At 72.1% G+C, this 13,569-nt stretch carries 14 protein-coding genes and 3 tRNA genes; 5 read left to right on the forward strand and 12 right to left on the reverse strand.

Annotated features, from left to right (window positions below):
* Nucleotides 1-82: 82 nt before the first annotated feature.
* The 6 genes from ABZ873_RS10200 to ABZ873_RS10225 form a co-directional block, all read right to left on the reverse strand.
* Complete coding sequence (locus tag ABZ873_RS10200) at nucleotides 83-652, reverse strand: helix-turn-helix domain-containing protein (RefSeq protein ID WP_360868081.1); 570 nt, start codon at nucleotides 650-652, stop codon at nucleotides 83-85.
* A 134-nt stretch (nucleotides 653-786) separates the two neighbouring features.
* Nucleotides 787-1,215 (reverse strand): MaoC family dehydratase, encoded by a 429-nt coding sequence (locus ABZ873_RS10205; RefSeq protein WP_360868083.1) that lies wholly within the window; start codon nucleotides 1,213-1,215, stop codon nucleotides 787-789.
* A gap of 1 nt (nucleotide 1,216) precedes the next feature.
* Complete coding sequence (locus ABZ873_RS10210) at nucleotides 1,217-1,669, reverse strand: MaoC family dehydratase N-terminal domain-containing protein (RefSeq protein WP_360868085.1); 453 nt, start codon at nucleotides 1,667-1,669, stop codon at nucleotides 1,217-1,219.
* 142 nt (nucleotides 1,670-1,811) lie between these two features.
* Complete coding sequence (rpmG, locus tag ABZ873_RS10215) at nucleotides 1,812-1,976, reverse strand: 50S ribosomal protein L33 (RefSeq protein ID WP_007265873.1); 165 nt, start codon at nucleotides 1,974-1,976, stop codon at nucleotides 1,812-1,814.
* Between the two features lie 88 nt (nucleotides 1,977-2,064).
* Nucleotides 2,065-2,137, reverse strand: a tRNA-Met gene (locus ABZ873_RS10220).
* 48 nt (nucleotides 2,138-2,185) lie between these two features.
* Nucleotides 2,186-2,258: transfer RNA gene (locus tag ABZ873_RS10225), tRNA-Thr, on the reverse strand.
* A gap of 292 nt (nucleotides 2,259-2,550) precedes the next feature.
* On the opposite strand from ABZ873_RS10225, the gene ABZ873_RS10230 reads away from it, so the two are divergent.
* The gene (locus ABZ873_RS10230; protein WP_360868087.1) at nucleotides 2,551-3,819 is read left to right on the forward strand and encodes an amidohydrolase family protein; all 1,269 of its coding nucleotides are present in this window, start codon (nucleotides 2,551-2,553) and stop codon (nucleotides 3,817-3,819) included.
* A gap of 53 nt (nucleotides 3,820-3,872) precedes the next feature.
* Nucleotides 3,873-4,529, forward strand: a complete 657-nt coding sequence (locus ABZ873_RS10235) for an SDR family oxidoreductase (protein ID WP_360868090.1) — start codon at nucleotides 3,873-3,875, stop codon at nucleotides 4,527-4,529.
* 96 nt (nucleotides 4,530-4,625) lie between these two features.
* On the opposite strand, the gene ABZ873_RS10240 is transcribed toward ABZ873_RS10235, so the two are convergent.
* Nucleotides 4,626-4,707, reverse strand: a tRNA-Tyr gene (locus ABZ873_RS10240).
* 200 nt (nucleotides 4,708-4,907) lie between these two features.
* Between ABZ873_RS10240 and ABZ873_RS10245 the strand changes: the two genes are divergently transcribed.
* From ABZ873_RS10245 to ABZ873_RS10255, 3 genes are all read left to right on the forward strand, one after another.
* Nucleotides 4,908-5,396: a YajQ family cyclic di-GMP-binding protein gene (locus tag ABZ873_RS10245; protein ID WP_360868092.1), complete on the forward strand. Its 489-nt coding sequence runs from the start codon at nucleotides 4,908-4,910 to the stop codon at nucleotides 5,394-5,396.
* 250 nt (nucleotides 5,397-5,646) lie between these two features.
* Nucleotides 5,647-7,074, forward strand: coding sequence for a SulP family inorganic anion transporter (locus ABZ873_RS10250; RefSeq protein ID WP_360868095.1), 1,428 nt, complete (start codon nucleotides 5,647-5,649; stop codon nucleotides 7,072-7,074).
* 18 nt (nucleotides 7,075-7,092) lie between these two features.
* On the forward strand, nucleotides 7,093-8,331 hold the full coding sequence (locus ABZ873_RS10255) for an APC family permease (protein ID WP_360868098.1): 1,239 nt from the start codon (nucleotides 7,093-7,095) through the stop codon (nucleotides 8,329-8,331).
* On the opposite strand, the gene ABZ873_RS10260 is transcribed toward ABZ873_RS10255, so the two are convergent.
* The 5 genes from ABZ873_RS10260 to ABZ873_RS10280 all read right to left on the reverse strand — a co-directional run bounded on the left by ABZ873_RS10260 (nucleotide 8,315) and on the right by ABZ873_RS10280 (nucleotide 13,548).
* A complete protein-coding gene (locus ABZ873_RS10260) occupies nucleotides 8,315-8,839 on the reverse strand; it encodes an SMI1/KNR4 family protein (RefSeq protein ID WP_360868101.1) in 525 nt (174 codons plus the stop codon). The genes ABZ873_RS10255 and ABZ873_RS10260 overlap by 17 nt on opposite strands.
* A 124-nt stretch (nucleotides 8,840-8,963) precedes the next feature.
* Nucleotides 8,964-9,356 carry a YccF domain-containing protein gene (locus ABZ873_RS10265; RefSeq protein WP_360868104.1) on the reverse strand — a complete coding sequence of 131 codons (393 nt, stop codon included), beginning with the start codon at nucleotides 9,354-9,356 and terminating at the stop codon, nucleotides 8,964-8,966.
* Nucleotides 9,353-10,216: a zinc metalloprotease HtpX gene (gene htpX / locus ABZ873_RS10270; protein WP_360868107.1), complete on the reverse strand. Its 864-nt coding sequence runs from the start codon at nucleotides 10,214-10,216 to the stop codon at nucleotides 9,353-9,355. Before htpX ends, ABZ873_RS10265 begins: the two co-directional genes overlap by 4 nt.
* A gap of 216 nt (nucleotides 10,217-10,432) precedes the next feature.
* The gene (locus ABZ873_RS10275; protein ID WP_360868110.1) at nucleotides 10,433-11,998 is read right to left on the reverse strand and encodes an NADH-quinone oxidoreductase subunit N; all 1,566 of its coding nucleotides are present in this window, start codon (nucleotides 11,996-11,998) and stop codon (nucleotides 10,433-10,435) included.
* A complete protein-coding gene (locus ABZ873_RS10280; protein ID WP_360868252.1) occupies nucleotides 11,995-13,548 on the reverse strand; it encodes an NADH-quinone oxidoreductase subunit M in 1,554 nt (517 codons plus the stop codon). Before ABZ873_RS10280 ends, ABZ873_RS10275 begins: the two co-directional genes overlap by 4 nt.
* Nucleotides 13,549-13,569 lie beyond the last annotated feature (21 nt).

The raw sequence follows: 13,569 nt of genomic DNA on the forward strand, positions 1-13,569 counted from the left end.
GGTCCCCCTGCTGGTTGTTAGTTATTGCTGACTAACTTTCGTGGGCATGGGAAAGCGCGCGATCCGGCCCGCGCGCCGCCCCTCACACCTCAAGACGGCCGGTGACGCGGGCCGACGGGTAGAACCCCTCCCACACCCGGTGCTCGAACGGGAAGCCCATGGCGGCCAGGACATTGATCAGCATCCCGTAGGCCATGAAGACCGTGGTCTCCTCCGGGTTCCCGCCGAGCGGCAGGTGGGCGGTGTCCCACAGCTCCATCCAGCCGGAGCGGACGGCCTCCCCGAACTCGTGGTCGCCGGCCGCCTCGGCGGCGGCCACGGCCACGTACATCTGGAGCTGCATCTGGAGCTTGTCGGGATCTTCGGTGATCAGCCGGGTGTAGGCGTTGGCCATGGCCTGATGGGCCGCCTCCCCGTGCAGCCCTTCGACGGCGGTGGCGAAGTGCTCGCGCATGTCCTTGAGGCACCGCTCGGATGCGGCCTGGAAGATCGCCTGCTTGTTGGGGAAGAGCCGGAAGAGGTACGGCTGCGAGACGCCCACGCGCTTGGCGATCGCCTCGGTGGAGGTCCCGTGGTAGCCGCCGCGGGCGAACTCGTGCATCGCCGCGCGGATGACGCTCTCGCGCCGCTCCTCTGCGCTCATCCTTGCCATGTTGTTAAGTTAGTGGCCAATCACTAACTGCGTCAAGGGGCGTGTTCCCCGGCACGGAGCGGCGTGCGGGAGGCGCGGGGCACGCGAAGGGGGCGGGGTTTCCCCCCCGCCCCCTCACTCTCCCCCGGTGCCGCTCAGGCCAGCGCGACCACGGCGCGGGACATGCCGAGGACCTTCTGACCGGCACTGACGGCCGTCAGGTCGACCCGCACCCGGTTGTCGTCCAGCTTCACCGCGACCTTCGCGGAGACCTCGATCAGCCCGCCCGCCTCGTCGTTCGGGACCACGACCGGCTTGGTGAAGCGCACGCCGTACTCGACCACCGCGCCCGGGTCTCCGACCCAGTCGGTGACCACGCGGATCGCCTCGGCCATCGTGAACATGCCGTGCGCGATCACGTCCGGCAGCCCGACCTCCTTGGCGAACTTCTCGTTCCAGTGGATCGGGTTGAAGTCGCCGGAGGCGCCCGCGTACTGCACCAGCGTGGCGCGCGTCACGGGGAAGGACGCCGCGGGCAGCTCGGTGCCGACCTCGACGTCGGCGTACTTGATCAGCGCTGCCATGTCATGCCTCCTCGGGGGCGCGGGAGACGAGCTTCGTCCAGGCCGTCACCACGTGCTCGCCGGTCTCGTCGTGGACCTCGCCGCGGATGTCGATGATGTCGTTGCCGGCGAGGGACTTCACGGCCTCGATGGTGGAGGCCACCGAGAGGCGGTCACCCGCGCGCACCGGGCGGGAGTAGGCGAACTTCTGGTCGCCGTGCACGACGCGGCTGTAGTCCAGGCCCAGCTGCGGGTCCTCGACGACCTGCCCGGCGGCCTTGAACGTGATCGCGAACACGAACGTCGGCGGGGCGATCACATCGGGGTGGCCGAACGCCTTGGCGGCCTCGGGGTCGGTGTAGACGGGATTGGTGTCTCCCACCGCCACCGCGAATTCGCGGATCTTCTCCCGGCCGACCTCGTACGGATCGGTGGGCGGGTAGCTCCGCCCCACGAAGGACTGGTCGAGAGCCATGACTCACTACCTCCTGATGAAGGGACACGAAACACACGGAAACAAAGACAGGGGCGAAGATCAGGCACGGAAACGACACGAGGCCGCCCCCAATGAAGGGGACGACCTCATGACGGTGCCTGTATTCGAGACTTCGCTGGGGTCAGCGGGTCTCGCGGTGCGCGGTGTGCGAGTTGCAGCGCGGGCAGTGCTTCTTCATCTCCATGCGGTCCGGGTTGTTACGCCGGTTCTTCTTGGTGATGTAGTTCCGCTCCTTGCACTCCACGCAGGCCAGCGTGATCTTCGGGCGGACGTCGGTGGCAGCCACGTGAGTGCTCCTTGACGGACTATGGGACGGATGAACGCATAAAAGAGTAGCCGATCGGGAGACCGACCCCGCAATCGGCTACTGTGGGTAGCGGCGACCGGACTTGAACCGGTGACACAGCGATTATGAGCCGCTTGCTCTACCGACTGAGCTACGCCGCTTTGATGTGATCAGCTCCCCACCCGAGGGCGGGGAACCTCTCTCACCAGAGCCCCAATGCGGAATCGAACCGCAGACCTTCTCCTTACCATGGAGACGCTCTACCGACTGAGCTATTGGGGCGAGCGATGAAGACATTACACGGTTGCCCGCCGATCGCCCAAATCCTTTGCGGCACCTGGGCTCGGAGGGGGTTCGCCGGCTCTTCCCGATCAAGCCTCCACGCGCCCCCGGCCCTCTTCCCGGCCTTTTTGTGCGCGGGCTCACATCCGCGCGGGGCACCACACCGGTACGACTATTGCGCTCCTCCCCGAAGCGGAGTGCGCCGCGCCCTACGCTCTGAGCACGCTGCGTGATCTTGGCCCGTGGCCGCGGCCACGGCCCCGAGAACCGCCCGAGCCACCGCAGGAGCGCGATGTCCGACAGCCAGCCGCAGCAGCCGTTCCACTCCCCCCGCGGCGGCAACGGCAACGCTGCCGCCCCGGAGGGCACCACCCTGCTGCTCGCCGGGGCCCGCCTCACCGACGGCCGCACCGTCGACGTCCGCCTCGGCGGGGGCCGGATCCAGGCCGTCGGCACGGCGGGCAGCCTGCTCTCGCCGACGCTGTCCCGGGTGGACCTCGGCGGCTACCTGCTCCTCCCCGCTCCCGCCGAACCGCACGCCCACGGGGACACCGCCCTCACCGCCGATGTGGAAGGGCCCGTCTCCTACAGCCCCGACGAGGTCCAGCGCCGGGCCACCGAGGCCGCCCTGCTCCAGCTCGGGCACGGCGCCACCGCGATGCGCTCCCACGTCCGCATCGGCGACGTGCACGGCCTCGGCCCCCTGGAGGCCGTGCTCCAGGCCCGCCGCTCCCTGCGCGGGCTCGCCGATCTGACCGCCGTCGCCGTCCCCCGGCTGCTGACCGGGGTGGCCGGCGCGGACGGGCTCGCGATGCTGCGGGACGCGGTGAAGATGGGCGCCTCGGTGATCGGCGGCTGCCCGGACCTGGACCCGGACCCGTCGGGCTTCCTCGAAGCCGTCCTGGGACTCGCCGACGAGCACGGCTGCCCCGTGGACCTCCACACGGACGGTGACGATCCCGCCCGCCTCTCCCGGCTCGCCGCCATGGCCGGCGGGCTGCGGCCCGGGGTGACCATCGGCCCCTGCGGCGGCCTCTCCCGGCTCCCCCTGGACGCGGCGACCCGCGCCGCCGACCAGCTCGCGGCGGCCGGCGTACGGGTCACCTGCCTGCCCCAGGGCGACTGCGCGGCCCTGGAACGCCGCGGCCTGCGCACCGCCCCCGTACGGCTGCTGCGCGCGGCCGGTGTGCTCGTCGCCGCGGGCAGCGGGGCGCTGCGGGACGTCGGCAACCCGGTCGGCCGGGGCGACCCGCTGGAGGCCGCGTACCTCCTGGCCTCCCAGGGCGGGCTCCGGGCCGCCGAAGCCTACGAGACGGTGAGCGCCTGCGCCCGCGCCGCGATGGGCCTGCCGGAGGTGCGGGTGGAGGCGGGCTTCCCCGCGGAGCTGCTCGCGGTGCGCGGGGAGCGGATCGCGGGCGTGCTGTCCCTCGCGTACAGCCGGATCGTGATCCACCGCGGGCGGGTGGTAGCCCGTACGAGTGCGGTGCGGGAGTACTGCGACTCCGCGGTCGCCGTCGCCCTGGACCTGCCCCGGCAGGGCCGTACGGAGCCCGGCCCCTGAAGTTCGCCGTGCGTTCGCGGGCAGCCGCGCCCGGCTCGACGTACGGTCGGGTCATGCGCATCGTCATCGCGGGTGGACACGGTCGGATCGCGCTGCGGCTGGAGCGCCTGCTCGCCGCGCGCGGGTACGAGGTCGCGGGCATCATCCGCGACCCGGCACAGGGCGACGACCTCAGGGCGGCGGGTGCCGAGCCGGTGCTCTGTGATCTGGAGTCGGCCTCGGTGGAGCACGTGGCGGGGATCCTTCAGGGCGCGGACGTGGCGGTGTTCGCCGCGGGCGCCGGACCCGGCAGCGGCGCGGGACGCAAGGACACCGTGGACCGCGGGGCGGCGGTCCTGCTCGCGGACGCGGCGGAACGGGCGCGGGTGAGCCGCTTCCTGATGGTCTCTTCGATGGGCGCCGACTCCCACCACGGCGGTGACGAGGTCTTCGACGCCTACCTGCGGGCGAAGGGCGAGGCCGACGACCATGTCCGCACCCGCCTCGGCCTGGAGTGGACCGTCCTGCGGCCGGGCTCGCTGATCGACGACGCCGGGACGGGCCTGGTCCGGCTGGAGGCCCGGACGGGCCGCGGGATGATCCCGCGCGACGACGTGGCCGCCGTACTGGCCGAGCTGGTCGAGACCCCGGCGACGGCGGGGCTGACCCTGGAGCTGGTCTCCGGCTCGACGCCGGTGCAGGTGGCCGTGAAGGACGTGGCGGGCAACTGACGCCCTGTCGGGCGGTGCGGGAACCCGGGCATTCGGGCCATGACGAAAGAACCCCCGTCCTCTGCGATACCGCAGAAAACGGGGGTTCCACTCGCGTGGCGGCGCCAGGATTCGAACCTGGGTAGGCTAAGCCGACGGATTTACAGTCCGCTCCCATTGGCCACTCGGGCACACCGCCATGGGATGTCGCCGGTGAGTCCGCTTTGTGGCGGTGCTCCTTGGCAACGACGTAAACGATACCTGATGACCGGGGGTGCTTCGCCACCGGATTGATCAGCGCCGCGGGTGGGCGCGGTGGCTAGGCTTTGCCGAGCGGTCCGGGCATGTCCGGCCGCGCCCTCCGGGGCGATCACACCCGACTTCAAGGAGCCACAGCACATGGCCGACTCCAGTTTCGACATCGTCTCGAAGGTCGAGCGGCAGGAGGTCGACAACGCCCTCAACCAGGCCGCCAAGGAGCTCTCGCAGCGCTACGACTTCAAGGGCACCGGCGCCACCATCGCCTGGTCCGGCGAGAAGATCCTGATGGAGGCGAACTCCGAGGAGCGCGTCAAGGCCGTCCTCGACGTCTTCGAGACCAAGCTGGTCAAGCGCGGGATCTCGCTCAAGGCGCTGGACGCCGGCGAGCCGCAGCTGTCCGGCAAGGAGTACAAGATCTTCGCCAACATCGAGGAGGGCATCTCCCAGGAGAACGCCAAGAAGGTGGCGAAGATCATCCGGGACGAGGGTCCCAAGGGCGTCAAGGCCCAGGTCCAGGGCGAGGAGCTGCGCGTCAGCTCCAAGAGCCGTGACGACCTCCAGGCGGTCCAGGCGCTCCTCAAGGGCAAGGACCTGGACTTCGCGATCCAGTTCGTGAACTACCGCTGACCGAGGTCCCCGACCTGTACGAAGCGGCCGGATGATCCGGTGCGCGGTGAGCCCATCCGCCCCGGCGGGTGGGCTCAGGTGCTTCCCGGGACCCCTCTCCTCCGCACGGCTCGCGCCTCCGGTGGTGGGGCGTGTGTGCGGGGCGTGAGCGGCGCGTGCGCGGTCGTGGGCTTCCGTGGGTACTTGGGGGGCGGGGAGTGCGCCCAGCACGGTGGTGGCATCACATCACCGCGTGGCAGGGGGTTCTCGCATGCCTGGGGCCGGCACGTTCCGCGACGACTTCTGGGCGTCCGTCGTCGTCGCTCTGGTCGCCATCCCCCTGTGCGTGGGGGTGGCGGTCGCCTCCGGGGTGCCGGCCGAGCTGGGGATCGTCACCGGCGTGGTCGGCGGGCTCGTCACCGGCTGGTTCCGGGGGAGCTCGCTCCAGGTGAGCGGGCCCGCGGCCGGGCTCACCGTGCTCGTCTACGAGGCGGTGCAGACGTACGGCCTCCCCGCGCTCGGGGTGCTGGTGCTCGCCGCCGGGGTGGTGCAGCTGGGCCTGGGGGCGCTGCGGCTGGGCCGGTGGTTCCGGGCGATCTCCGTCGCCGTCGTGCAGGGGATGCTGGCCGGCATCGGGCTGGTGCTGATCTCGGGGCAGCTGTACGCCCTGAGTGACGCCGACGCCCCCGGGCACACCCTGGCGAAGCTCGGCGGGGTGCACGGGCTCGCCTCGCGGGCCGACTGGGCCGCCGTGCTGCTGGGGGTGGGCACGATCGCCCTCATGGTGCTGTGGCGGCGGGTGCCCGCCCGGCTGCGGCTGCTGCCCGGGGCGCTCGTCGGGGTGGCCGTCGCCACCGCCGCGGCCGCGCTGCTGGAACTGCCCGTGGAGAAGGTGCGGGTGACGGGGGTGCTGGAGGCGGTGTCCCCGCCCGCCTGGGGCGAGTTCGAGGTGCTGGCCACCGTGGGAGCGGCCGGGACCGTGATCGCGCTGGCGCTGATCGCCTCCGCCGAGACGCTGTTCAGCGCCGCCGCCGTGGACCGGATGCACGACGGCCCGCGGACCGAGTACGACAAGGAGCTCATCGCTCAGGGGGTGGGCAACAGCGTCTGCGGGCTGCTCGGGGCGCTGCCGATGACCGCCGTGATCGTCCGCAGCGCCGCCAACGTGGAGGCCGGGGCGCGGACCCGGGCCTCGCGGGTGCTGCACGGCGTCTGGCTGCTCGTCTTCGCCGTGGCCTTCCCCCAGGTGCTGGAGAGCGTGCCGCTCGCCGCGCTGGCGGGGGTGCTGCTGCACGCGGGCTGGAAGCTGCTGCCCGTCCGGACGGTGGCCTCGCTGTGGCGCACGCACCGGGGCGAGGCGGTGGTGCTGGTGGTCACGGCCACCGCGATCGTGGCCACCAACCTGTTCGAGGGCGTGCTGATCGGGCTGGGGCTGGCCATCGCGAAGGCGGCCTGGGAGACCTCCCACGTACACATCGAGGAGGTCTGGGAGGACGGGGAACTGCGCGTACGGGTCCTGGGCAATGCCAGCTTCCTGCGGCTGCCCAAACTGCTCGACGCCCTGGACGCGCTGCCGCACGGGCAGCCGGTGCGGCTCGACCTCAGCGGGCTGCGCCACCTCGACCACGCCTGCCTGACGGCGCTGGAGGGCTGGGAGCGTACGCGGACGCCGCTCGCCGGCCGGGAGGGCGTCGTCTAGGCCCGCTACCCTCCGCCCGTGACGGATGAGTTGAGGCGGACTCTGGGGGTCTCCGACGCGGTCGTCGTCGGACTGGGCGCGATGGTCGGCGCCGGGATCTTCGCGGCCCTCGCCCCGGCGGCTCGGGCGGCGGGCGGCGCCCTGCTGGCGGCGCTCGCCGTGGCGGCCCTGGTGGCCTACTGCAACGCGCACTCCTCGGCGCGGCTCGCCGCCCGGTACCCGGCCTCCGGCGGCACGTACGTCTACGGGCGGGAGCGGCTGGGCCCGTTCTGGGGGTACCTGGCGGGCTGGGGCTTCGTGGTCGGCAAGACGGCCTCCTGCGCGGCGATGGCCCTCACGGTGGGCGCGTACGTCTGGCCCGGCCGGCAGCATGCGGTGGCCGTCGCGGCGGTGGTGGCGCCGACCGCCGCGGGCTACGGCGGTGTGCGGACGTCGGCCCGGATCGCCCGGCTGATCGTGGCGGTGGTGCTGGCGGTGCTCGCCGGGGTGGTCGTGGTGTGCCTGTCCTCGGAGGCGGCGGACGCCGGGCGGCTCGGCGGGACGGCGCCGGGCCCGCTCGGGCTGCTGCAGGGGGCGGGCCTGCTGTTCTTCGCCTTCGCGGGCTACGCCCGGATCACCACCCTGGGCGAGGAGGTGCGCGATCCGGAGCGGACGATCCCGCGGGCGGTGCCGCTCGCGCTCGGGATCGCGCTGCTGGTGTACGCCGCGGTCGCGGTGGCGGCGCTGTCGGTGCTCGGGGCGGAGGGGCTGGCGCGGTCGTCGGCGCCGCTGGCCGACGCGGTCCGGGCGGCCGGGTGGCCCGGACTGGTCCCGGTCGTCCGGGTGGGCGCGGCCCTGGCCGCGCTGGGCTCGCTGCTGGCCCTGGTGCTGGGGGTGTCGAGGACCACCCTTGCGATGGCCCGCGACGGCCATCTCCCGCGCGCGCTGGCCACCGTACATCCGCGGCGGCGGGTGCCGCACCATGCCGAGGTGGCAGTGAGTGCGGTCGTGGCCGTGCTCGCGGCGACGGCCGATCTGCGGGGCGCGATCGGTTTCTCCTCCTTCGGAGTGCTGGCCTACTACGCGATCGCGAACGCCTCCGCGTGGACTCTCGATTCAGCTGTCAAGGGTCGTGCCGTGGCAGCGGTCGGACTGTCCGGCTGTGTGGTGCTGGGGTGTGCGCTGCCCCTGGCCTCGGCGGTGACCGGGGCGGCGGTGCTGGCTCTGGGCGCGCTGGCCTACGGGCTGCGCCGCGGCCGGGTCAGATCCGGGATCTGAACTCCTCCCAGGGCGCGAACTCCAGGTCTTCCTCCTCCCCCAGGCCCGATTCCGCGCAGAACCAGGCGGTGCCGTCGAGCCAGCCGCGCAGCCAGCCGGCCAGGCTCGGGGTGTCGACGGACCAGGCGAGGTCCGGCTCACCCGGGTTGGGGTCGAACAGCAGGACCTGGGCGGTGCCGGAACGGCAGTCGACGCAGGCGTACATGGCGCAGCCGAAGTCGGCCACGGGCAGGACCCCTTCGGGCCAGCGCCACCCGGACTCCCGCTGCGCCCGGTAGACCGCGACGGCCCGGCGCAGTGGGAGCAGGCCCTGTTCCGGGCCGAATCCCCCGTCCCCCACCTGGGTGTAGAGGCGGGCGAGCAGGGGCGGCAGCGGGAAGCCGACTATGCCCTCGGCCCGGGCGATCTCCCCGGCGCCCAGGGGCGCGGGGAGGGCCTTTCGGTGCGCACGCGCGGAGTTGTGCGCGCGGGTGGCGACTTGCTCCAGCAACTGCTCGGTCTCGTTCATGCGTTCATGGTGGCGCACCCCACCGACACGCGGCCCGGCCTGTGGACAACCACTGACCGGGCCGCGTCAAACTACCCTCGGAACACACGTCACAACGACGTCGAGCCCCAGGTCAGGGCCCCCGTCACCGGGTCGCGAACGGCGCGTCCGTCGGTACGATTTCCCGCCCCAGCGGCAGCAGGGACAGCGGAACCATCTTGAAGTTGGCGATGCCGAACGGGATACCGATGATCGTGACGCACAGCGCGATGCCCGTGACGATGTGGCCCAGGGCCAGCCACCAGCCGGCCAGGACCAGCCACAGGACATTGCCCACGCAGGACCCGGCGCCGGCGTCACGGCGCTCGACGGTGGTGTAGCCGAAGGGCCAGAGGGCGTACACGGCGATGCGGAAGGCGGCGATCCCGAAGGGGATGCCGATGATCGTGATGCACAGCAGCACACCCGCGAGGATGTAGCCCAGGAACAGCCAGACGCCGCTGAGTACGAGCCAGATGATGTTGAGAATGGTCTTCACTGCCTGCGGCCTGCCATCTGTTCGAGCCGGGCGATGCGCTCGGCCATCGGGGGGTGGGTCGAAAACATCTTGGTCAGTCCCTGACCGGGGCGGAAGGGATTGGCGATCATCATGTGACTCGCCGTCTCCAGTCTCGGTTCGGGGGGCAGCGGAAGCTGCTTGGTGCCCGCGTCGAGCTTGCGCAGCGCGCTGGCCAGGGCCAGCGGGTCGCCGGTGAGCTGGGCGCCGGAGGCGTCCGCCTCGTACTCGCGCGAGCGGCTGATGGCCAGCTGGATCACCGAGGCGGCCAGCGGGCCAAGGATCATGATCAGCAACATGCCGATGAGGCCGGGGCCCTCGTCGTCGTTCGAGCGGCCGACCGGGATCAGCCAGGCGAAGTTCACCAGGAACATGATCACGGAGGCGAGCGCTCCGGCGACGGACGAGATCAGGATGTCGCGGTTGTAGACGTGGCTGAGCTCGTGCCCGATGACCCCGCGCAGCTCGCGCTCGTCGAGGATGCGCAGGATGCCCTCGGTGCAGCAGACCGCGGCGTTGCGCGGGTTGCGGCCGGTGGCGAAGGCGTTGGGGGCCTCGGTGGGCGAGATGTAGAGCCGTGGCATCGGCTGGCGCGCGGAGGTGGAGAGCTCGCGCACCATGCGGTACAGCTGTGGCGCCTCGAACTCGCTGACGGGGCGGGCGCGCATCGCGCGTAGAGCCAGCTTGTCGCTGTTCCAGTACGCGTAGGCGTTCGTCCCGAGGGCGACGACCAGGGCGATGATGAGGCCGCCCCGGCCGAAGAAGCTGCCGATGAGGATGATGAGTGCGGACAGCCCGCCGAGGAGTACGGCGGTCTTGAGCCCGTTGTGCCGGCGGTGCACGGTACGCCCTCCAAGTGGTGCGGCAGGGGGAGCCCCGTCATGGATCTGAGGGTCTACGGTCCAGTGGACCCTCCCTTCCTGGTCAACGCGAGGTGAGGGCGGCTGGTTCCCAGGGGCGTGCGGGGACGGCGGCCCGCCGCCGCCCCGGGAGGGGGCCGGCGGGGCCGCGGCGGGCACTGCTCCGTACGGGTGAGCGCGCGGCCGGGGCGCGCCGGATCACTGCGCGAACAGGCTCCCCGAGGCGACGCGCAGGACGAGCTGCGGGGCGCCGGAGAGGATCACCGCGGTGACCGCGGTGGCGACGATGGCGGCCGTGACCGGCCAGGGGGCGCGGACGCGGGCCGGTCCCGCCCCGTCGGCCGTCTCTTCCCCGGCCGCCTTGTCCCCGGCTGCCTCGGGCCCGCGGAAGAGGAGCGCCGTCCAGCGCAGGTAGTAGTACAGGGCGATGACGACGTTGACCGCCATGAGCACGGCCAGCCAGCCCAGACCGGCGTCCACGGCGGACCGGAAGACGGTGACCTTGGCGAAGAGGCCGATGATGCCCGGCGGGAGACCGGCCAGGCAGAGCAGGAAGAAGGCCAGGGAGAGGGCGGCGAAGGGGCGCTCGGCGTACAGGCCCCGGTAGTCGCTGATCCGGTGCCGGGGCCGGGTGCGGGCGACGAGGGCGGCCACGGCGAAGGCGCCGAGGTTCACCGCCGCGTACATGAGGGCGTAGGCGAGGGTGGAGCCGATCTGGTCGCGCTCGGAGTACGCGGCGGCCGCGATCGGCACCAGCAGGTAGCCGGCCTGGCCGACGGAGGACCAGGCGAGCAGCCGTACGGCGCTGTGCGGGCGGTCCGGGGACTGGCGCAGCGCGGCGGCGTTGCCCAGGGTCATGGTGAGCGCGGCGAGGACGGCGAGGGCCGGGCCCCAGATCTGCGAGTACGCCGGGAAGGCGATCACCGTGACGAGGATGAGGCCGGTGAAGCCGACGGCCTTGCCGATCACCGAGAGGTAGCCGGCGATGGGCAGGGGGGCGCCGACGTAGGTGTCGGGGACCCAGAAGTGGAAGGGGACGGCCGCGGTCTTGAAGGCGAAGCCGACGAGGGTGAGGGCGACGCCCGCCATGGCGAGGGTGTCGAGCTGTCCGGGGACGTCTTCGAGGCGGTCGGCCACCTGGGTGAGGTGGAGGGAGCCGGTGGCGGCGTAGACGAAGCTGACGCCCATCAGCGACACGGCGGTGGCGGTGACGGAGGACAGGAAGAACTTCAGGGCGGCCTCGGAGGAGAGCCGGTCGCCGCGGCGCATGCCGACGAGCGCGAAGGCGGGCAGCGAGGCCACTTCGAGCGCGACGATCAGGGTGGCGAGGTCGCGGGAGGCGGGCAGCAGGGTCGCGCCGGCGGCGGAGGAGAGCAGCAGGAACCAGTACTCCCCCGCGGGCATGCGGCTCTCGCGGACGGCGGTCACCGACAGCAGGGCAGTGACCAGGGCCCCGGCGAGCACCAGGAACTGCACGACGACCGTGAACCGGTCGGCGACGTAGCTGCACGCCTCCGGGGCGGCGGTGAGGCAGAAGGTGGCGCGCTCCCCGGTCCGCAGCGGGACCAGGGTGGCGGTCGCGGCGGCCAGGCCCGCCACGGAGATCCAGCCGAGGAGCGGCTTGTGGCGCTCGGCGGTGAAGAGATCGGCGACGAGGACGAGCAGGCCGACGGCGGCGGTGATCACCACGGGGGCGATGGCGAGCCAGTCGACGGACTGGACCAGGCTGGGGGTCTCGGCCGCGAGGACCGTCAGGGCCGTCATGAGGTGCCTCCTGCGAGGAGCTGCTGAACGGCCGGGTCGGTCAGGCCGAGGAGGAGCGCGGGCCACAGGCCGGCGAGGACGGTGAGGGCGACGAGCGGGGTCCAGGCGGCGAACTCGTAGCGCTGGACGTCCGCGACGGCGAGGTCGGGGGCGGTCTCGGGGTCTCCCATGCAGACGCGCCGTACGACGATCAGCAGATAGGCGGCGGTGAGCAGCGTGCCGAGGGCGCCGATGGCCGTGTACGTGAGGAACGCGGGCCGGGAGAGGCCCCGCGCGGGGTCGAAGGCGCCGAAGAGGGCGAGCATCTCCCCCCAGAAGCCGGCCAGGCCGGGCAGGCCGAGGGAGGCGACGGCGGCGAAGGCGAGGAGGGCGCCGAGGCGGGGGGCGCGGCCGTAGAGGGCGGCTCCGGTGGCGCCGGCGAGGGTGTCGAGGTCGGCGGTGCCGTAGCGGTCCTTGAGGGCGCCGACCAGGAAGAAGAGCAGGCCGGTGATCAGGCCGTGGGCGATGTTGGCGAAGAGCGCGCCGTTGACGCCGGTGGGGGTCATGGAGGCGATGCCGAGGAGGACGAAGCCCATGTGGCCGACGGAGGAGTAGGCGATGAGGCGCTTGAGGTCGCCCTTGCTCCCCTTGCGGGCCAGGGCGAGGCAGGCGAGCGATCCGTAGACGATGCCGACGACGGCGAAGGCGCCCAGGTAGGGGGCGAGGGTCCGCATGCCGTCGGGGGTGACGGGGAGCAGGATGCGGACGAACCCGTACGTACCCATCTTGAGCAGGACGCCGGCCAGCAGGACGGAACCGACGGTGGGGGCGGCCGTGTGGGCGTCCGGGAGCCAGCTGTGGAGCGGCCACATGGGCGTCTTGACGGCGAGTCCGATGCCGATGGAGAGCACGGCCAGTAGCTGGGTGGTCGCGGACAGTTCGCGGCCGTTGTCAGTGGCGAGTGCCACCATGTCGAATGTGCCCGCCGTCACACCGACGAGGAGGAGACCGAGCAGCATGACGACGGAGCCGAGCAGGGTGTAGAGGATGAACTTCCAGGCGGCGGCCTGCCGCTGCGCACCGCCCCAGCGGGCGATGAGGAAGTACATCGGGATGAGGACCATCTCGAAGGCGAGGAAGAAGAGCAGCAGGTCGAGGACGGCGAAGGTCGCGAGGGTGCCGGCTTCGAGGACGAGGAGCAGGGCCGTGAACGCCTTCGCGGAGGGGCCCGCGGGGAGCTTGAAGTAGCTGTAGAGCGCGCAGAGGAAGAACAGCAGCGCGGTCATCAGGAGGAGGGGGAGCGAGATGCCGTCGACACCGAGGTGGATCCGCACGTCCAGTGCCGGGATCCAGCTGATGTCCGTCGTCGCCTGGAAGCGGGAGGGGTTGTCGTGGTCGAAGCCCAGGGCGAGGGCGATCGCCGCGGCGAGGATCACGCCGGTCACGGTCACGCCGTGGCGCAGGACGGCCTGTTCGGGGCTGCGGCCCTTGAGGCCGGGCGGGGCCGGGAGGAGGGCCGCGACGGCGCCGAGGAGCGGTGCGGCCACGAGGAACGCCAGAAGGAACTGCATCACGGACGGGCTGATATCAAT

This window comes from Streptomyces sp. NPDC047014 (assembly GCF_040644195.1).
Taxonomy (GTDB): Bacteria; Actinomycetota; Actinomycetes; order Streptomycetales; family Streptomycetaceae; genus Streptomyces.

Bases quoted from the DNA above. Each gene is read 5' to 3' on its own strand.
- ABZ873_RS10200 (WP_360868081.1), bottom strand. From the start codon at position 652: ATGGCAAGGATGAGCGCAGAGGAGCGGCGCGAGAGCGTCATCCGCGCG.
- ABZ873_RS10205 (WP_360868083.1), bottom strand. From the start codon at position 1,215: ATGGCAGCGCTGATCAAGTACGCCGACGTCGAGGTCGGCACCGAGCTG.
- ABZ873_RS10210 (WP_360868085.1), bottom strand. From the start codon at position 1,669: ATGGCTCTCGACCAGTCCTTCGTGGGGCGGAGCTACCCGCCCACCGAT.
- ABZ873_RS10230 (WP_360868087.1), top strand. From the start codon at position 2,551: ATGTCCGACAGCCAGCCGCAGCAGCCGTTCCACTCCCCCCGCGGCGGC.
- ABZ873_RS10235 (WP_360868090.1), top strand. From the start codon at position 3,873: ATGCGCATCGTCATCGCGGGTGGACACGGTCGGATCGCGCTGCGGCTG.
- ABZ873_RS10245 (WP_360868092.1), top strand. From the start codon at position 4,908: ATGGCCGACTCCAGTTTCGACATCGTCTCGAAGGTCGAGCGGCAGGAG.
- ABZ873_RS10250 (WP_360868095.1), top strand. From the start codon at position 5,647: ATGCCTGGGGCCGGCACGTTCCGCGACGACTTCTGGGCGTCCGTCGTC.
- ABZ873_RS10260 (WP_360868101.1), bottom strand. From the start codon at position 8,839: ATGAACGAGACCGAGCAGTTGCTGGAGCAAGTCGCCACCCGCGCGCAC.
- ABZ873_RS10275 (WP_360868110.1), bottom strand. From the start codon at position 11,998: ATGACGGCCCTGACGGTCCTCGCGGCCGAGACCCCCAGCCTGGTCCAG.
- ABZ873_RS10280 (WP_360868252.1), bottom strand. From the start codon at position 13,548: ATGCAGTTCCTTCTGGCGTTCCTCGTGGCCGCACCGCTCCTCGGCGCC.